Origin of the sequence: Halomonas alkaliantarctica (assembly GCF_029854215.1) — a bacterium.
Classification (GTDB): domain Bacteria; phylum Pseudomonadota; class Gammaproteobacteria; order Pseudomonadales; family Halomonadaceae; genus Vreelandella; species Vreelandella alkaliantarctica_A.
This window is the reverse complement of sequence record NZ_CP122961.1, coordinates 1,408,010-1,427,006: the sequence shown is the minus strand read 5'-3', so window position 1 is coordinate 1,427,006 and position 18,997 is coordinate 1,408,010. Positions and strand designations below refer to the sequence as shown.

16 protein-coding genes are annotated in these 18,997 nt (G+C 56.2%); 9 read left to right on the top strand and 7 right to left on the bottom strand.

Features of this window, described 5'->3' with window-relative positions; genetic code table 11:
- Positions 1-120: 120 nt before the first annotated feature.
- Positions 121-921 (top strand): NRDE family protein, encoded by an 801-nt coding sequence (locus QEN58_RS06410; RefSeq protein WP_280106299.1) that lies wholly within the window; start codon positions 121-123, stop codon positions 919-921.
- A gap of 14 nt (positions 922-935) precedes the next feature.
- Here QEN58_RS06410 and ptsP read toward each other — a convergent pair whose 3' ends face one another.
- Together ptsP and rppH are read right to left on the bottom strand one after the other, a co-directional pair.
- Positions 936-3,197, bottom strand: a complete 2,262-nt coding sequence (ptsP, locus tag QEN58_RS06405; RefSeq protein ID WP_280106903.1) for a phosphoenolpyruvate--protein phosphotransferase — start codon at positions 3,195-3,197, stop codon at positions 936-938.
- Positions 3,198-3,285: 88 nt separating this feature from the next.
- On the bottom strand, positions 3,286-3,777 hold the full coding sequence (gene rppH / locus QEN58_RS06400) for an RNA pyrophosphohydrolase (protein WP_280106298.1): 492 nt from the start codon (positions 3,775-3,777) through the stop codon (positions 3,286-3,288).
- 220 nt (positions 3,778-3,997) lie between these two features.
- On the opposite strand from rppH, the gene QEN58_RS06395 reads away from it, so the two are divergent.
- Entirely contained in the window at positions 3,998-4,654 is a 657-nt protein-coding gene (locus tag QEN58_RS06395; protein ID WP_009288657.1) for a histidinol-phosphatase, read from the top strand.
- 100 nt (positions 4,655-4,754) lie between these two features.
- Here QEN58_RS06395 and QEN58_RS06390 read toward each other — a convergent pair whose 3' ends face one another.
- Positions 4,755-5,729, bottom strand: a complete 975-nt coding sequence (locus QEN58_RS06390; RefSeq protein ID WP_022519687.1) for a malate dehydrogenase — start codon at positions 5,727-5,729, stop codon at positions 4,755-4,757.
- A gap of 272 nt (positions 5,730-6,001) precedes the next feature.
- Here QEN58_RS06390 and QEN58_RS06385 point away from each other — a divergent pair, with 272 nt between their 5' ends.
- Together QEN58_RS06385 and QEN58_RS06380 are read left to right on the top strand one after the other, a co-directional pair.
- Positions 6,002-7,120 (top strand): efflux RND transporter periplasmic adaptor subunit, encoded by a 1,119-nt coding sequence (locus QEN58_RS06385; protein WP_280106297.1) that lies wholly within the window; start codon positions 6,002-6,004, stop codon positions 7,118-7,120.
- A complete protein-coding gene (locus QEN58_RS06380) occupies positions 7,104-10,175 on the top strand; it encodes an efflux RND transporter permease subunit (protein ID WP_280106296.1) in 3,072 nt (1,023 codons plus the stop codon). The genes QEN58_RS06385 and QEN58_RS06380 overlap by 17 nt, the downstream gene beginning before the upstream one ends.
- A gap of 177 nt (positions 10,176-10,352) precedes the next feature.
- On the opposite strand, the gene rsd is transcribed toward QEN58_RS06380, so the two are convergent.
- Positions 10,353-10,841, bottom strand: coding sequence for a sigma D regulator (rsd, locus tag QEN58_RS06375; RefSeq protein ID WP_280106295.1), 489 nt, complete (start codon positions 10,839-10,841; stop codon positions 10,353-10,355).
- A 443-nt stretch (positions 10,842-11,284) separates the two neighbouring features.
- Between rsd and QEN58_RS06370 the strand changes: the two genes are divergently transcribed.
- The 5 genes from QEN58_RS06370 to QEN58_RS06350 all read left to right on the top strand — a co-directional run bounded on the left by QEN58_RS06370 (position 11,285) and on the right by QEN58_RS06350 (position 15,883).
- Positions 11,285-12,427, top strand: a complete 1,143-nt coding sequence (locus QEN58_RS06370) for an ABC transporter substrate-binding protein (protein WP_280106294.1) — start codon at positions 11,285-11,287, stop codon at positions 12,425-12,427.
- A 63-nt stretch (positions 12,428-12,490) separates the two neighbouring features.
- A complete protein-coding gene (locus tag QEN58_RS06365) occupies positions 12,491-13,411 on the top strand; it encodes a branched-chain amino acid ABC transporter permease (protein WP_280106293.1) in 921 nt (306 codons plus the stop codon).
- The gene (locus tag QEN58_RS06360; RefSeq protein ID WP_280106292.1) at positions 13,404-14,465 is read left to right on the top strand and encodes a branched-chain amino acid ABC transporter permease; all 1,062 of its coding nucleotides are present in this window, start codon (positions 13,404-13,406) and stop codon (positions 14,463-14,465) included. Before QEN58_RS06365 ends, QEN58_RS06360 begins: the two co-directional genes overlap by 8 nt.
- Positions 14,458-15,210: an ABC transporter ATP-binding protein gene (locus QEN58_RS06355; RefSeq protein WP_280106291.1), complete on the top strand. Its 753-nt coding sequence runs from the start codon at positions 14,458-14,460 to the stop codon at positions 15,208-15,210. The genes QEN58_RS06360 and QEN58_RS06355 overlap by 8 nt, the downstream gene beginning before the upstream one ends.
- A complete protein-coding gene (locus QEN58_RS06350) occupies positions 15,203-15,883 on the top strand; it encodes an ABC transporter ATP-binding protein (protein ID WP_280106290.1) in 681 nt (226 codons plus the stop codon). The genes QEN58_RS06355 and QEN58_RS06350 overlap by 8 nt, the downstream gene beginning before the upstream one ends.
- 4 nt (positions 15,884-15,887) lie before the next feature.
- Here QEN58_RS06350 and QEN58_RS06345 read toward each other — a convergent pair whose 3' ends face one another.
- Genes QEN58_RS06345 through gshA form a run of 3 tightly spaced genes read right to left on the bottom strand, consistent with a single transcriptional unit; the run spans position 15,888 to position 18,918 of the window.
- A complete protein-coding gene (locus QEN58_RS06345) occupies positions 15,888-16,760 on the bottom strand; it encodes an alpha/beta hydrolase (protein ID WP_280106289.1) in 873 nt (290 codons plus the stop codon).
- Between the two features lie 11 nt (positions 16,761-16,771).
- Complete coding sequence (locus QEN58_RS06340; protein WP_280106288.1) at positions 16,772-17,281, bottom strand: disulfide bond formation protein B; 510 nt, start codon at positions 17,279-17,281, stop codon at positions 16,772-16,774.
- Complete coding sequence (gene gshA, locus QEN58_RS06335; RefSeq protein ID WP_280106287.1) at positions 17,278-18,918, bottom strand: glutamate--cysteine ligase; 1,641 nt, start codon at positions 18,916-18,918, stop codon at positions 17,278-17,280. The genes QEN58_RS06340 and gshA overlap by 4 nt, the downstream gene beginning before the upstream one ends.
- Positions 18,919-18,997: the final 79 nt, after the last annotated feature.

The window sequence follows — 18,997 nt, the reverse complement described above, 5'->3', positions numbered from 1 at the left end:
ATAAAACTGATCTAATAGTACTGATGTAACCGTACTGAGGTCAGTGTACGTCTGCGCTTCATTACTGTCATGCTGCTCTTGCGTTGAACGCTTTCCACCCTAATCGCCTACGAGTTTGTTATGTGCTTAATATCGTTTGCTTGGCAACCCGGCACGCCCATGCCTTTGCGGCTGATGGGTAACCGGGATGAGTTCCATGCGCGCCCCACCGCGCCGCTTGGGGTGTGGAAAGATAACCCCAAGCTTTTTGGTGGGCGTGATTTAGAGGCTGGTGGCTCGTGGCTGGCGGCCAGACGCGGCGGTATCGTGGCAACCCTAACCAACGTACGTGACCTACAACTAAGCATGCCTCCTGGCGCCCCAAGCCGGGGTGAGCTGGTCGCCAATGCCTTGCAGTGTGGCGATATTGAAGCGTGGCTAATCACACTCAGCGAGGGCGAAGCACTGCGCTATGCAGGGTTCAATTTGTTAGTGGCGACGCCAACGCGGCTTTGGCATCTACACCGGGGCAGAAATCATTTGGCCCTCAACGAGGTAGCCCCCGGCGTGCACGGCCTATCCAATGCCAACCTCAACTCGCCCTGGCCGAAGCTTTTACATGTGCGTAGTGCGCTTGAGCACACGCTTTCACAACCAGACCCCACCCAGACATGGCCTACCGCTCTTCAGCGTGCAATGCAGAACCCGCAAGAAGCGGCTGTTGAGGAGCTTCCGGATACGGGTGTGGGGCTTGAGCTGGAGCGTCAACTCTCAGCGGCGTTTATAGTCGGCGAGCGCTATGGCACCCGCGCCACCTCGTGGCTAACCCTGGATAGCCACGGGCACATTGAAATCACCGAGCAGCGCTTTGGGCCATTGGGTCGCTTTGAGGGTGAAACTACCCTGGCATTGCCCAGCGATTCGCTAGAATCAACGTCCTAAGATTTGCATAAAAATCAGTCACGGGGCGGCATAAGGTGCGATAGCTGCCACTCATCCATACATCCCTCTAGATGAGTGTGCACCTGAGCAGGCGTATCCAGCTCCATGACTTCTTTGAGCAGTTGCTGGGCATCGCTAAGCGGTACTCGGCGAATGGCCGCGCGCACTTTAGGCAGGCTTGGTGCATTCATGGAGAGACTGGTAAAGCCCATGGCCATGAGTAGCAGCGCCCCGGCTGGGTCGCCGGCCAATTCACCGCATAGCGAAATGGGCTTATTGAGCCGCGTGGCATCAGTGGCAAGTTCCAACAAGGCACCGAGCAACGCCGGATGCAGCGCATCGTAAAGACTCGATACCCGTGGGTTGTTGCGATCCACCGCCAGTAAGTACTGGGTTAAATCGTTGCTGCCCACAGAGAAGAAGTCGACTCGCTTCGCCAGCGCGTCCATTTGGTAAATAGTGGCGGGCACTTCAATCATCACGCCGACCTTGGGCCTGACGACGGTAATGCCCTCTTCGCCCAGCTCTAGAATGGCACGATCCAGCAGCCGCAACGCTTCGTCTACTTCTTCGACGTTGGTGATCATCGGGAAGAGGACGTAGAGGTTATCCAGGTCGATGGAGGCTTTAAGCATCGCACGCAGTTGCACCATCAGCACTTCGGGGTGATCCAGCGTCACGCGCATACCGCGCCATCCAAGGAACGGGTTGGCCTCTTCAATCGGGAAATAAGGCAGATCTTTGTCGCCACCAATATCCAGAGTTCGCATCACCACCGGCAGCGGCGCAAAGCCTTCAAGCTGGTCGCGATAGAGCTTGGTTTGCTCTTTTTCGCCGGGGAAGCGTTCGGTAATCATAAACGGCACTTCTGTACGATAGAGCCCCACCCCACCGATACGGCTTTTAAGCAGCGCGGTGGCATCGACCGCCAACCCGGTATTCACCATTAGCGGCATGGCGTGGCCGTCGGGGGTGGCGCTGGGTAGATCTTGTTCGTGCTCTAACAACTCGCTCAGCGCAATCTCTTCAGCAATCAAACTTTCATAGCGTGCTTTCAGTTCAGGCGCTGGGCGTACAAACAGGCGGCCACGGTGACCATCCAGCACCACCGGTGCACCACCTAGGCGCGGCAGCGGTAAATCCACCATGCCCAGCACCGTAGGAATGCCCATGGCGCGGGCGACAATCGCCACGTGAGAAGTGCTGGAACCGCGTACCGAGACCAGCCCTTTGAGCTTCTCGCGGGGGACCTCACCCAGCATGGCCACGCTAATTTCGTCGCCGACCAAGATCGCGTTATCGGGGTAGGTTTCCGGCGTGGACGGCGTGTCTTCCTGCAAGTGTGCCAACACGCGGCGGCCCAGATCGCGAATATCGGCGGCGCGCTCACGCAGGTAGTTATCGTCAACGCGCTCTAAGTACTGCACGTGGCGTCGCACTACGTCAGCCAGGGCGCCAGGCGCCCACTGCCCTTCGCGAATGCGCTTTTCCACTTCGTCGGCCAGCGCTGCTTCGCCAAGCATTTGCTGATAAACATCAAACAGCGCCAGCTCCTGTGCAGAGATACGACTTGCCAAGCGCTCGGCCGCCGCACGAATTTCGCTGCGGGTTTTACCGATCGCCTCCTTCAAGCGCTCGACCTCATAGTCCTGATCGCTTGGAATGAGATCCGGCACGCTATTGAGATCGGAAGGCGGGGTAATCACCACCGCTTCTCCCATGGCCATACCCGGCGAGGCAGCCACACCTTTAAACATTGCCTGCCCACCGGCAAGTGCCGGGCGCAGCAGGTTACCTGTCGCTAAGGCGTGCGCTAATACGCCTGCCAGTTGCGCAGCCATGGTGACCAGGAAGGCTTCATCTTCATCGTCGTAGCGGCGTTTTTCGGCTTGCTGAACAACCAGCACGCCGAGCATCAGCCGCTGGTGGATAATAGGCACGCCTAAAAAGCTGGAGTAGCGCTCTTCTCCAGTGGCTTCAAAATAGCGGAATTGCGGGTGGGTCTGGGCATCCTCGAGGTTAAGCGGCTCGCTGCGTTTAGCTACCAAACCCACCAGGCCTTCGCCTAACGGAAGCACTACGCGCCCTACTGCTTGGGTACGCAAGCCAATAGTTTCCATCAATACCAGCGACTCAAGCTCCTTGTCGTAGAGATAGAAGGAGCACACATCGGTCTGCATCGCTTTACGAATTCGGCGTACCATCGTGGACAGCGCGGCGTCGAGGTTGCGCGCGCCATTCACTTCCTGAATCACTCGGCGCAGCACCTCAAGCATGGACGTTTTACTTTTCACTATTATTTGCCTCGCTGAGGAATTTCCTGGCAAACTGCCGCGGCCCTAATTGGGGCAGCGGTCCATCGCCCTAATCTTCATCCTGTGCCAGGCGCTGAACGCGCGGAGACAACTCTCGCAGCGCGCGCCGATACACCTCTCGCTTAAAAGGCACTACCTGCCCTAGCGGGTACCAGTAGCTTACCCACCGCCACCCATCAAACTCAGGTGTTGGGGTTGCCGTCATACATATTTGGCTTTCCAGGCAACGGATTTTAAGTAAAAACCACTTTTGCTTCTGGCCTATACAGACCGGACGCGAATGCGTGCGAATCATACGTCGTGGCAGACGGTAGCGTAGCCAGCCCCGGGTGCAGGCAACAATATCAACATCCTCGGCGGTTAGGCCGATCTCTTCGTAAAGCTCACGAAAAAGTGCTTGTTGTGGCGTCTCGCTTGCATTGATGCCCCCCTGGGGAAATTGCCACGCATTTTGTCCTACCCGACGCGCCCAAAGCAGCTGCCCCTGGCTATTGGCAATGATAATGCCAACATTGGGGCGAAAGCCGTCAGCGTCGATCACGGACATCACCTTATAAATTTTCAGTTGTCCCCATTTTTCCACAAGGGTGACAAGCGTATCAATACAATATAACGCTAAGTGGTGAATGCTTACTTCGTATTACCCGTATCGCTGGTGGGAATGGCAGTGCGACTCTGCGATAATCCGCGTCCGCTATTTGCCTTAACAACGGCTTTTACACACTAACCACTTACTATCACTGACTAAAAAGGGGAGCGCCGTGAGTCTGGCCATTTTCGATTTGGATAATACGCTGCTATCCATCGACAGCGATCATGCCTGGGGCGAGTTTTTACTCGAACAAGGGGCAGTCGATCCGGTTGCCTACCGGGAAGCCAATGAGCGCTTCATGGCCGATTACAATGCGGGCACCCTAGATATGGCCGCCTTTTTGGAAATGGCGCTTAAGCCCTTGGCCGACAACTCCCCTGAACAGCTTTCGGCATGGCACCAGCAGTTTATGGCCAGCAAAATCGAGCCAAACATCCTGCCCAAAGCGGAAGAGCTGCTGGCGCGCCACCGCACCAAAGGCGATACGCTGCTGATTATTACCGCCACCAACCGCTTTATTACTGCACCGATTGCCGAGCGCTTGGGTGTCGATCACTTAATCGCGGTGAACCCGGAGGTCAAAGAGGGCCGCTACACGGGTCGCGTTTCGGGCATTCCCAGCTACCGCGAAGGCAAAGTCACCCGCTTAGAAAAGTGGCTGGAAGATCAAGACCTGACCATGGAAGGCGCATGGTTCTATAGCGACTCGCACAATGATTTGCCGCTGTTAGAAATAGTCGAGCACCCCGTCGCCGTCGACCCCGACGACACCCTCCGCGAAATCGCCAAAGAACGCCAGTGGCGGATCATGAGTTTGCGGGATTGAGGCTTGTGAGTGTTGAGGAATAAACCATAATAAAAAACCCCGCAAGCCAAGCTTGCGGGGTTTTGCGTTTATCGCCGCGCATATAAACCGGCAGGCGCGTTTAGCCGAGCAGATGCTCGACGGCTGCACGCTCTTCGCGCAACTCTTTCTCGGTGGCTTTCATCTTCTCTTGGCTGAATTCGTCAATTTCGAAGCCTTGAACGATTTCATATTTGCCACCCTGACAACGCACTGGGTAGGAGTAGATGATGCCCTCGTCGATGCCGTAGCTGCCGTCGGACGGAATCGCCATGCTGACGATGCCTTTGGAACCCAGCGCCCAGTCGTGCATATGGTCGATGGCGGAAGAGGCAGCAGAAGCGGCAGAGGAAGCGCCACGTGCTTTGATGATCGCCGCGCCGCGCTGCTGCACGGTGGGGATAAAGTCGTTTTCGTACCAGTCGCGTTCAACCAGATCGAACGCTGCCTTGCCGTCGACTTTGCACTGGGCCAGATCCGGATACTGGGTGGCACTGTGGTTGCCCCAGATGATCATGTTTTCAACGTCAGTGACGTGCTTGCCGGTTTTCTGAGCCAGCTGGGTCAGGGCGCGGTTGTGATCCAAACGCGTCATGGCAGTGAACTGGCCTGCATCCAGGTCCGGTGCGTTGCAGGAAGCAATCAGCGCGTTGGTGTTGGCCGGGTTACCGACAACCAGCACTTTCACATCACGGCTGGCGTGATCGTTCAGCGCTTTACCTTGCACGGAGAAGATCGCTGCGTTGGCTTCCAGCAGGTCTTTACGCTCCATGCCTGGGCCACGCGGACGAGCGCCGACCAGCAGGGCGAAATCAGCGTCTTTGAACGCGACGTTCGGGTCGTCGGTGGCAACAATGTCTTGTACCAGCGGGAAGGCACAGTCGTTGACTTCCATAACCACGCCGTTCAGGGCGTCCATTGCCTGGGGAATTTCCAGAAGCTGGAGAATGACAGGCTGATCCGGCCCCAACATGTCGCCAGCGGCGATGCGGAAAATAAGAGAGTAGCTGATCTGACCGGCGCCGCCGGTAATCGCAATACGTACTGGATCTTTCATCATTGCTCCTTGATTGGTTCGCCTAGGGATGGTTCTCGCCTGAGGAGTGGCTTAACAGAACTCAAGACGCAAAGATGGTATGCCCAGCCGGACAAAAACTCAATCAGACATGAGACTACTATCTATAGACATACTATCTATCGACATGCCGGCGATTTGTCATACTTGCCATCCACTCAGCGGCTTGCTACTCGCTGAAAAGGTTGAGTTGCGCTATGGTATCTTCGGCTTTATACCCTCCTTTCTTGTTTTGCTAAGGACATGGATGCTCCATGCGAAAAATCCCGTTTTCTTATGCCTTGGCTAGTCTACTAGTTCTGGCATTAGTGATATGGCTCGCGTTTGGTAATTTTCAGCGCTTTCAAACCACACCCCCAGACGCCCCGGCACCCAGCGAAGAAGGTACGCGTGTCGAAATTGTCGTGCAGCAGAGCACCGCCTTTATTCCCGAGCAAATTGTTCAGGGCCAATTGACGGCAGAGCGCGAAACCACCCTGCGTGCCAACATCGCGGGCTTTGTGGCTGAGAAGCCAGTCGCGCAAGGCAGTCGTGTAAATGCGGGCGATACGCTACTGGTGCTGGATAACGATGCCCTGCCCGAGCAGCTAAAGCAGGCCCGGGACGAGCTAGCGGTAGCCGAAGCGGAGTATGCCGGGGCGCGCAATCTGCGCCAACGAGAGCTGATTTCGCAGCCAGAACTGCTCCGCCTGCAGAGCGCACTAAGCGCCAGCGCCGCCTCGGTGGCGCAACTGCAGAAGCAGCTGGATGACAGCCGTCCCACCGCGCCGTTTGATGGCGTGCTCAATCGGGTTCAGGTGGAACTAGGCGACCTGCTCCAACCCGGCGAAGAGTGGGGGCAGTTAGTCGATGACCGCCGCTTGAAAGGGGCCGCCTGGGTTTCGCAGCAGCAGGTTGGTGATTTAAGCGTAGGGCTGCCGGTGACCGCCCGGCTGCTTAATGGCGATCACTTAGAAGGCGAGCTGACCTTTATCAGCCACCGCGCCGAAGAGGCCACGCGTAGCTTTTATATCGAAGCCACACTGGACAACCCAGCCGGCAAACGCCTGGCAGGCGGCAGTGCAGAGCTGACGATTACGCTGCCTCCCCGCCAAGTGCACACCCTTTCGCCTGCGCTGTTGAGCTTGAATAGCGAAGGCCAACTGGCGGTCAAGCATCTGGATGACAACGATCAGGTGCAGCAAACCGCCGTGGAACTGGTGAGTGCCGATATACAGCGCGCCTATGTGACTGGCCTTCCCGACCCGCTGCGCCTGATTACATTAGGCGCAGGCATGGTGGAGACCGGCGAAACGGTCACCCCGGTGCCTGCTGATGAGGCAATTATTTCACAGCCAGCGGAACAGGATAGCGTCCATGCGCCAGTTGATTGATGCGGCGCTAGCCCATACCCGAACGACGATGCTGCTGTTAGTAAGTCTGCTGCTGGCGGGCATCACTGCCTGGCAGATGATCCCTAAAGAAGCCAACCCCGACGTCACCATCCCGATGATTTATGTCTCGCTGTCACTGGAGGGGGTTAGCCCCGAGGATGGCGAGCGGCTGTTAATTCGTCCCATGGAGCAGGAGCTGCGTGGCATTGAGGGATTGCGCAAGTTCACCGCCCAGTCCAGCGAGGGGCATGGCTCGATTACGCTGGAGTTCGACCCCGGTTTTGATCCCGACACCGCGCTGACCGACGTGCGTGATCGCGTGGATATTGCCCGTAGCGAGTTGCCTGACGAGGCCGATGAGCCTCGCGTGATGGAAGTCAATGTGTCGGAGTTTCCGGTGTTGACCATTGGCCTCTCCGGGCAACTGGATACCCGGGAACGCATGACGATTGCCCGGCGCCTGCAGGAAGAGATCGAGGGCATCGCCGACGTGCTGGAAGTCGACATTGCCGGTGAGCGGGAAGACCTGCTGGAAATAGTCGTTGATCCGCTGGTATTGGAGAGCTATGGGGTCGATTTTGATGCGCTGTTTAATCAGGTGTCGCGCAATAACCGCTTGGTAGCAGCGGGCAGCTTGGATACCGGCGCGGGCCGCTTGGCGTTGAAAGTCCCCGGCATTATCGAGTCCCTCGAGGATGTCATGAATATGCCGGTCAAGGTCGACGAGGATCGCGTGGTCACCTTTGGCGATGTGGCATGGATTAACCCCACCTATAAAGAGCCGGAAGGCTTTGCCCGCATTGACAGCCAGCCCGCAGTGGTACTGGAGGTTTCCAAGCGCGCCGGGGCGAATATCATCGCTACCATTGGTGCAGTCCGTGACCGCTTAGCCGAAGCGGATGATTTGCTTCCCGAGCAACTGCGTTTCACCACTATTCTGGATGAGTCGACCACCGTTGAGAATATGCTCTCCGAGCTGCTCAACAATGTACTGACCGCCGTAGTGCTGGTGCTGATTGTGGTGGTCGCGGTGATGGGCTGGCGCATGGCGCTCCTGGTGGGTCTTACCATTCCCGGCGCCTTCTTAACCGGCATTCTGCTGGTCTGGGCGTTTGGTTTTACGCTTAATATCGTGGTGCTGTTCGCGCTGATTCTGGTGGCGGGCATGCTGGTCGACGGGGCTATCGTCGTCAGTGAACTTGCCGACCGCCACTTGCGCGATGGGCAAACGCCACATCAAGCGTGGCTTAACGCCGCTTCGCGCATGAGCTGGCCGGTGATTGCCTCGACGGCCACTACGCTTGCCGTATTTATTCCCTTGCTGTTCTGGCCCGGCGTGGTCGGTCAGTTTATGAAGTACCTACCCGCCACAGTGATTTTATGCCTACTGGCATCGCTGGCCATGGCGCTGGTGTTCTTACCGACTCTTGGGCGCCTGTTTACGCGTACTACCGCAACGACGGCAGGCGCTGATCAGGATGAGGCGACGACCGCCTTTGGGCGCGGCTATCGCCACCTGCTGGCAAGGCTACTTATGCACCCTGCCTGGGTACTGCTGGTGACTGTACTGCTTATGGCGCTGCTGTATACCGGCTATGCGCGCTTTAACCACGGTGTCGACTTCTTCCCAGCCGTAGAGCCCGACAGCGCTCAGGTACTGGTGCGCGCCCGAGGCGACTTCTCTGCCCTGGAAACCGACGCCATTGTGCAGCGGGTAGAAGCCAAACTATCCGGCATGAGTGAAGTGCGGGCGCTATATGCCCGCTCTTTTGCGGTGCCTAACGAGCAGATGGGCAACGACGTGATTGGCATGCTGCAGTTCCAGTTTATCGACTGGAATGAGCGTCGCCCTGCCCAGGCCATTTTGGATGACATGGCCGAGCGCACCCGGGATATTCCCGGTATTACGCTGGAATTTCAGGAGCAGGAGATGGGCCCCGGCGGTGGCAAGCCGATCGTACTTGAAGTGAGCGCCACTAATCCCGATGTCGCCGATGCGGGCGTGAACCAGCTAACCCAACTAATGCGCGAGCTGGGAGGCTTTACCGATATTCAGGATAACCGCAGTCTACCTGGTGTGGAATGGCGGGTTAATGTGGATCGTGAAGCCGCGGCGCGCATGGGTACCGATGTGACAACTATTGGTAGCGCAGTACAGCTGCTGACGACCGGCCTTCAGGTGGCTAGTTATCGCCCGCCCGAAGTCAGCGATGAAGTGGATATCCGGGTGCGCCTGCCGCAGAACTGGCGCTCGCTGGATCAGTTGGAGCGATTGACGATCAATACCCAGCGGGGCCAAGTACCGATCTCGCATTTTGTGACCCTGGAACCGGCACCGAAGGTCGGCACCCTGAATCGCATCGATGGCCGACGTGCCATTACGATAGACGCCGACCTTGCCCCTGGCTATCTCGCCGATGAACGCCTGAACGCCCTGCTAGCGGCAGGCAGCGACCGCTTGCCTGACGGCCTGATGGTCAACGTGGCGGGCGAGCAGGAGGATCAGCAGGAGTCGATGCAATTCTTAGCCAGCGCGTTCATGATTGCTATCGGTTTGATGGCGCTGATTCTGGTTACTCAATTCAATAGCTTTTATCAGGCGGGGCTGGTGCTGTCAGCGATTGTGTTCTCCACCGCAGGTGTGCTCATGGGCCTGCTGATTACCGGGCAGGCCTTCGGCATTGTCATGGTGGGGATGGGTGTCATTGCCTTGGCGGGTATCGTGGTCAATAACAACATTGTCTTGATCGATACCTACAACGAACTGCGTGGCCAAGGCTTGACACCCGGCGAAGCCGCGCTCGAAGCAGGCTGTTTACGCTTGCGCCCGGTGCTGTTAACGGCGATTACCACAGTGCTGGGACTCATGCCGATGGTGCTGGGGGTCAATGTTGATCTATTCACCCCGGCCCTAGGCTTTAACGCCCCTTCCGCACAGTGGTGGACGCAAATGTCTAGCGCCATTGCCGGGGGACTCACGTTCGGCACCGCGCTTACCCTGCTACTTACCCCCTGCATGCTGGTGATTGGGGGTAAGCTGCGTAAACACCAGTAATGGCGGATAAACGTGTCATTGCCAGCATCGCCATGTCATCGCGAGCCCCGCCATGTCATTGCGAGCGAAGCGAAGCGAAGCAATCTTGGGGTTGTGCTACCGCTAAAGAGATTGCCGCGTCGCTGAGCTCCTCACAATCACAGGTGATGTGTCGTTGCGAAGCGAAGCAATCTCAGGTTAAGCGGGTGCTTTGGTGTGCTGCGGGCTGTGAACGGCGTGTAAGCGCGCGATCAACTGGTCTTCCAGCGCGAAGCGTTCGGTAAGGCCGCGAGCTAAGCGATCGATCCAGGCCGGTAGGCGGGCGATATTTTGCTCGCAGTGAAGCGTGGAGCCAAAGTCGGTATCGAACTCCAATACCATTTCAGTGGACATGTCTAAACGCTCGAGCAACTTCTCCGCGATGACCAGGGCGCCCTCATCGCCGAAGGCCCGTGCCTCTTCTGAGAGCTGAGGGTAAATCTCAAAGTGGCCAGCGCTGATGTAATCCATTAGCTTTTCACTAAACGTATCGATAGGTGCTTTGCTCACTGCTTCCAGTTCAGCATCACACGCTTCTTTCAGCTCGATAAAGCTGACCAATAGCTGACGGCGCTGATCCAGCCAGCGGTCAATCAGGGTATGCACGCCTCCCCAGCGCTCCAGGGCATTTTTGCAATCTTCGAGCATGGGGCTTTCTCCTTAAACTCACCTTTAACTACTATTAACCGCTTAGAATAACGAACAGGCTTAGAGTCGCGCCTCCAACTACCTCTGTCAATCCCAGCAAGTACGGTTTCCTTGGTACTAAAAGTTCACTGCCCATAACGCTTTCTTCTATGGCTGATGACCAGCGTTTTCAAGCGGCTGGCCTTGCCATATTCCTGCGTCTATTGATGCTCTCATCTTCCGGCCACCATTGCGAGCACAGCCGCAGGCAGGGTATGCCATATAGAAAACACGCATAGATTTAGCTTAAGACGACACCGCTCTCTGGATAGGCTATAACATGGCGTGCTCTAACCTAACAGCGACACAATAGTCGCAGCTTTTGTTGTTCTAAACGATAGATTTCAGCAAGATGAAGTACGTCAGGAAATGCGGCAAGGGTTAATTAAAACAAGGAACATACCATGAAACAGATAACGCGCTTGGGTCTTGGCCTACTGCTCTCATCAAGCCTGGTCACCGCTCACGCCGATGACGTCAAAATTGGCATGATCACCACCCTTTCTGGAGGCGGTTCGCATTTGGGTGTCGACGTTCGCGATGGCTTTATGCTGGCGCTCGAGCAGTCGGGCCGGGACGATGTGGAAGTTCTGATCCAGGATGACGCTAGACGGCCAGATCTGGCTCGCAGCTTGTCTAATGAGTTTATGCAGCGAGATAAGGTCGATATTCTGACCGGGATTATCTGGTCGAACCTGGCGATGGCTGTCGTACCGTCAGTGGTGCGTCAGGGGACCTTCTATCTCTCGCCCAATGCAGGGCCTTCCGATTTAGCCGGAAGGATGTGCCACGAGAACTACTTCAATGTGGCTTACCAGAACGACAACCTACATGGTGCGATGGGTGCTTATATGCGTAAAGAGGGGTATGAGCGTCCGATCATTATGGCGCCCAACTACCCCGCCGGCACCGACGCCTTAGCAGGTTTCAAACACCTTTATGAAGGCGAAGTGGTCGGCGAGCTTTACACCCAAATGGGCCAGACCGATTACGCCGCTGAAATTGCCCAGATTCGCGATAGCGATGCCGACAGCCTGTTCTTCTTCTTGCCCGGTGGTATGGGTATTTCGTTTATGAAGCAGTGGGAGAGTTCCGGGGTTGATATGCCGATCTTTGGCGCCGCCTTCTCCTTCGATGAAATTCTTATCAAAGCCGTAGGCAGTGCAGCAATTGGCGCACGCAATACCTCGCTATGGGCATACGACCTGGAAAACGAAGCCAACGAACGCTTTGTTGAGAGCTTCCAGGCCACCTATGACCGCATGCCAACGCTATACGCGGCGCAAGGTTACGACACCGCTAACTTGATCCTTAGTGCACTTGAAACCGCTCATCCTGATGACAAGGACGCCTTTCGCGAAGCGCTGCGGGCCGCCGACTTTGACAGCGTGCGCGGCGAGTTCCGTTTTGGCCCCAACCAGCACCCCATCCAGGATATCTACGTGCGTGAAGTCGTAGAAGGCGACGATGGTGAGCCCACCAATCGCCTGATGGGTATCGCTGTTGAGGATATTCAAGACATCTACTTTGAGCAGTGCCAGATGTAAGCTCGCCCCGGCTGGGTGTATTCACCCAGCCTTTATTCTCTTACTGCGCTAAGGATACCTACCGTGTCGGTTACTCTGCTGATTGAGCAATTACTTAACGGCGTGCAGCTGGGTACGATGCTGTTTCTGATGGCCAGCGGCCTTACGCTGGTGTTTGGGGTCATGGGGCTGATCAATCTTGCCCATGGCTCCTTTTATATGGTGGGAGCCTACGCCACGGCGACCGTGACGGCTTCGACAGGCTCTTTTTTGCTGGGATTGGGCGCTGGTATAGCGGCGGCGGCCCTGGTAGGCGCATTAGTGGAACTACTAGTGATACGCCGGCTTTATCACCGCCCTCACCTTGACCAGGTTCTGGCCACTTTTGCGCTTATTTTAATTTTTTCAGAAGGTACACGCTGGATCTTCGGCTCATCACCTTTATGGCTGAGCCCACCCTCTTGGCTAACCGGGTTTGTTACTCTGCCGGGAGATACCCGCTACCCTATCTACCGACTGGTGCTGATTGGCGTGGGTATCGCTATTTCGATTGCCCTCTACCTGCTTATCTCGCGAACGCGGTTAGGCATGCGCATTCGGGCAGGAGAAAGCGACCGCGAAATGATTGGGGCACTGGGGGTCAATATTTCAAAACTCTATACGTTGGTGTTTGCCTTAGGTGCAGGACTTGCCGGCTTAGCTGGGGCTTTAGTGGGGGCGCTGCAATCGGTGCAGGTGGGTATGGGGGAGCCGGTGCTGATTCTGGCCTTTGTCGTCATCGTGATTGGCGGTATTGGCTCGATTAAAGGCGCTCTGCTGGGTGCGCTACTGGTGGGGATTGTCGATACCTTGGGCAGGGTCTACTTACCCATCTTTTTCCAAGCGTTCATGCCGCCTTCTGAGGCAACCGGGGTCGGTTCAGCGCTGGCCGCGATGCTGATCTATATCCTTATGGCCATCATCCTTGCGTTTAAGCCTAAAGGGCTGTTCTCTGCTCATGACTAATAACACCTCCACGTCTAATGGCGCTTCCCTGTCTAATGGCGCTTCGCATTCCACCACTAAGGCGGATAGCCACTTTGACCGTAAAGGCCTGGTTCAGATTGCCCTACTCGGGCTGCTGTTACTGCTACCAGTGGCGGCTTACCTATCAGGCCAAATTTATTACGTCAATTTGGCCTCGCGTATCACCATTATTGCCATGGCGGCCGTTGGCCTTAATTTAGCAATTGGCTATGGCGGTATGGTGAGTTTTGGCCACGCCGCCTATTTTGGTCTGGGCGGCTACGTGGCAGGCATTAGCGCCTTCCACGCCTTCAATTTAACACCGTTTATGAGCTGGCCGTTTACCGTGCCGGGCAGCGATAGCATGCCAGTGGTCTGGCTGGTCTCTGTCCTGCTGTGTGCGCTGCTGGCGCTGGCCATTGGCGCTATTTCACTACGCACTACGGGGGTCTATTTTATTATGATAACCCTCGCCTTCGCGCAGATGATTTACTACTTTGCCAACTCCTGGCCGACTTATGGTGGTCAGGATGGCCTGCCCATTTATATTCGCAACACGCTACCGCTAATCGATAGCAGTAATGCGCTTACTTATTTTCTAATCTGCTTCACGGGGCTTGTGTTGGCGATGGCCATCACCTCACGACTGATGAAATCGCGTTTTGGTGCCGCCTTGACCATGGCGCGGCTCAACGATGTACGCTTGGCGACAGCGGGGATCAACCCCTACCCTATTCGCCTAGTAACGTTTGTTATTTCGGCAGCAATTACCGGGCTGGCAGGCGCGCTCTATGCTGATTTGAATGGTTTTGTTAGCCCCGCAACGCTCAGTTGGCACTTCTCTGGTGAACTCATGGTGATCGTCATTTTAGGCGGCGTCGGGCGGCTATATGGCCCCCTGGCCGGCGCGGTGCTGTTTGTGATGATGGAGACACTGCTAGGTGGCATCACCGAGTACTGGCAGCTTTTCCTGGGGTTAGTGTTGCTTGGGGTGGTGCTGTTTGCCAAGCACGGTGTGCTGGGGTGGCTCGCCGGGAGGGAACGCCATGAGTGAGAGCGTCCTTTCACTGCAAAACCTGCATAAGCACTTTGGCGCACTTCAGGCGACCAACGATGTCTCAATGGATCTTCGGCAAGGGGAAATTCATGCCCTGATTGGCCCCAACGGCGCGGGAAAGTCGACCCTGATCGGCCAAATCGCCGGCAATATACGCCCTGATAAAGGGAGTGTTTACTTAGCAGGCCAGGAGATCACCGGCATGAGTATCGCCCAGCGGGCGCGGTTAGGGTTGGGACGCAGCTTTCAGGTCTCCTCATTGGCCGAGCCGCTGTCGGTAATGCGCAATGTGATGATGGGGATTCAAGCGCTGCAGAGTCACAGCTTTCGCTTCTGGAAGCCCGTCGCCCACGACCAGCACCTGCTTGAGCCTGCTTATCAGGCGCTAGAGCGTATGCAGCTTAGCCACCGCGCCTGGACACCTGTGTGTGAGCTTTCTCACGGCGAGCGCCGTCAGGTAGAAGTAGCCTGCGCCCTGGCACTTAAGCCCAGCGCCCTGCTGCTGGACGAACCCATGGCAGGCTTGGGCCCGGAGGGCTCGGCAAAACTGACCGAGCTACTTGAAGCGCTAAAACGGGAAGTGCCCATTCTACTCATTGAGCACGACATGGAAGCGGTGTTTCGTCTCGCCGATCGTATTTCAGTGCTGGTATCCGGTAGCGTTATCGCCCATGGCGATAGTCACGCGATCAAGCAGGATCCGCGCGTTCGCGAAGTCTATCTGGGGGATTCAGATGCTTAAAGTGACCGATATTGAAACCTTTTATGGCCCCTCCCAGGCGCTATTTGGTGTCAACCTTGACGTCAACACCGGAGAGTTGGTCGCCCTAATGGGACGTAACGGCATGGGCAAAACCACCACCATTCGCTCGATATTTGGCCTTACCCCGGCCAGCCGGGGCCGCATTGAGTTTGAATCCCACAACCTGCGCCGACTGCCTGCTTATCGGATCGCTAAAGCGGGGTTGGGCTTGGTACCCGAGGGCCGCCGCTGCTTTCCCAACTTGTCGGTGCGTGAAAACCTGCTGGTGACGGCACGCTCGGGGGAGTGGACACTGCAAAAAGTAGAAACGCTATTCCCGCGCTTAGCGGAGCGCCACGCGCAAATGGCTAACACCCTCTCCGGTGGTGAGCAGCAGATGCTGGCCATTGGTCGTGCACTAATGACCAATCCTCGTCTGCTGGTACTGGATGAAGCCACCGAAGGCTTGGCACCGGTTATCCGTCAGGAGATATGGCGAGCGATTCGCCTGTTCAAAGAGCAAGGTCAGGCAACGCTACTGGTGGATAAGTCGTTAAGCGAAATCCTGCCTATCGCTGACCGTTGCACTATCTTGGAGAAGGGCCGCAGCGTGTGGGAGGGTAAGCCAGACGCGCTGGATCACACTATTAGAGACCGCTATCTGGGCGTTTAGGGGGTTAGGCGTGAAACGCCTCAATCCATTCAACAAAGCAGCCATCATTAAGATAGTGCTCAAGAATCGAGAAATGATCTGCATCGGGAAGAAGCTGCTGGGTCACATTCTGGCCAGACTCTTTTAAATGCCCGGTCAAATGCTCAGCATAGCGACTCATCTGCCGTTCGAACTCCTCAGACTCCAGGCCCCCTGCTACCAGTTTCACCGGCGCAGGCACTCGGCACGGCAGCCATAAGGGGCTGAACTCCTGCACATCGCGCCCGCTAAGCTGGAGCTTGGGTTGCAGCCACGACCAGGGAAAAGGCCGAAGATCGTAAAGACCACTGATACACAGCGCGCCGCGAATCAGTTGGTTGGGTAAACCGAAAGTGTCTTCCCAGTCCGTCGACATTAGCATCGCGCATAGATGCCCGCCTGCCGAATGCCCAGAAATACTCAGCTGCCCAGGATCAACACCTAATTCAGCGGCATGGCGATAAACGTAGGCCACTGCGGCTTGGCTCTGCCGCACAATCTCACTAAAGTGCACCTGTGGGCAGAGCGCGTAGTTGACCACTGCAACGGTAATACCGGCTTTCACCAAGTCATCAACGATAAAGCTAAATTCACGATGGCTTAGCGAGCGCCAGTACCCGCCGTGGAAAAACACATGCATCGGTGCGTTAGGCGTATCGGCATGAAAGATATCCATGCGCTCGGCAAGCGTTGGGCCATAAGGCAAATCAAGACTTACTTTGTGATTGGCACGGTGGCGCGCCCGTGACCCTTCACTGCGCTGACGCCACGCCTTTACCAACACCATGGGATCTCGACCGAGCATTGGGTCGTAGGCACGGTCGATCTCTTCTTGGGTCGCAAAGTGTTGATAAAGCACGCCACATTCCTTTAAAGCGACTGCTTGCGTATTGCTAACCAGAGCATACGCAGCGGAGCAAGCGCCAAGATAGCGAAACCGATCAGCGTCCAAGCGGGTAGTGAGAGGCCAAGGAGGGAGAAATCGATATTAGCGCACTCGCCTGATCCGGTTAACACCATGGCCACCACATCCTGCATGGGGAGAATATCCATCATGTAATCAAGCCCGGGGCCACAGGAAGGTACTTCATCGGCAGGTAAGCCTTGCAGCCAAACGTGACGACCGGCGATAAAGGCGCCGGTGCCCACTGCGGCCAGCGACAGCAGTCCGTAAATGACTTTACCCACTCGCCCAGCAGGGCTGTGGATAGCAGCAATAGCGAACACAATGCCAGCAGAGATCACCGCTACGCGCTGAAAAATACACAGCGGGCAGGGTTCATAACCGCCGATATGCTCTAGCCCCAGGGCTACCGCCATCATTAAAACGCAGAAGGCTAAACCGACCAGGGCAACCGAGCGAAAGGAGTACTGAATCATTGATGAACCTCGGATGGCAGCGCCGATAGGGCGCGTGACTCACGTGCTTTGGTGAAGTAAACCTCTAAGAACTCCTCAAAGGTCTCTTTGTCAGCGGCTTCAATATCGTGCTGCTGTTGGTGCGAGGTCTCTATCAACTGGGCTAACAGTGCTTCGCGGCTACGCTGCATAGGCTCGGCTTTTAATTGCTCCGCCTGCTCTTTGGCCAAGCTGAGCATCAGATCGCTAAGTGATCCACCGTTCGCTTTTAGCCGTTCGAGCACCTGTGCAGACGGGGTTAGCGAAGGATCCGCTAGGCGTGGCGCGAGGCTTGCCAGGGCGTCAGCATGCGGGTTCCCCTCTTCGACGGCATCTAGCAGGCGGGCGACTTCTTCCATCTCGGCAAAAATTTGCTCGCCCCATTCACGCACCGACGTGGTTTCACCATGGTTGAATAACGTGAGCTCTGGATCACGACCGCGCTCTACCACCCAGCGGCGGTTGTCGTCTAAGCGGTCACACTCTTCGTCAGAGATCCACGGGCTGTCGCTGAGCAGGCACCACATCAAAAAGGTATCCACAAAGCGCATCTGTTCTTCAGTGACACCAAGGGGGTCGAAGGGGTTTAAATCCAAACAGCGAACTTCGATGTACTCCACACCCCGGGCTTCAAGCGCTTGGCTGGGCGTTTCGTTATGCTTGGCGACCCGTTTGGGGCGAATGTCGCTGTAGTACTCGTTTTCGATCTGGAGAATATTAGCGTTCAGTTGGCGCCACTCTCCATCCACGTTAACGCCCATTTTTTCATAGTCGGGCCACGGTGAAGAGATGGCGTGACGCAGGGTATTAACGTAGTTAGAGAGCGAGTTAAAACAGATTTTAAGCTGCGACTGTACTTTGTTTTGATAGCCCAGGTCGGACATCCGCAGGGTCGTCGCATAAGGAGCAAAGTAAGTATCGTCGCTGAGTGACTGAAGCTTTTCGGGCACTTTACCCTCGGGCAAAAAGCTCTTATCAATCGCCGGTGAAGCACCAAACAAGTACAGCAGTAACCAGCTATGGCGGCGGAAGTGGCGGATCATGCCGAAATAGCGGGTGGAGCGGTAATCGTTGAAGGGAATATTGGTGGCTTTTTCTAACTCGCGCAGGGCGTGCCACATATCATCGGGCAGGGATACGTTGTAATGAACGCCTGCAATCGCCTGCATAATGCGGCCATAACGCATGTCCAACCCTTTGCGGTAAACATGCTTCATGATCCCCACATTGGAGCTGCCATAATCGGCAATCGGCACACTGTCGTTGCCGGATAGCCTAGAGGGCATGCTGCCGGGCCAGATCCATTCGTCTTGCAGGTGATGATAGGTAAAGGTATGCAGGTCGGATAAAAAGCACAGCGCTTCACCAGGATCGGAGTAAACCGGCGTGATGTACTCTAACAGCGACTCTGAGTAGTCGGTGGTGATATGTGGGTGCGTCAGTTTAGAGCCCAGCGCGTGCGGGTGCGGCGTTTGCGCAATGTGGCCATTGGCATCAACCCGTAGCCCCTCTTTTTCAAGGCCACGGCGCAGGCGGCCCAACCGACCAAGGCGCGCACTGGGGATCAGGCGCTCGACTTGCGCGGTCAGCGCGGATGGCACAGTGAGTGGTTCAGGCAAGGTGAACACTCCTTGTCAGTAAAGCCCGCTGTGAGCGGGCCTTGGTGTAGTCAGGTGGCATCGCCATCGTCGCTATTTC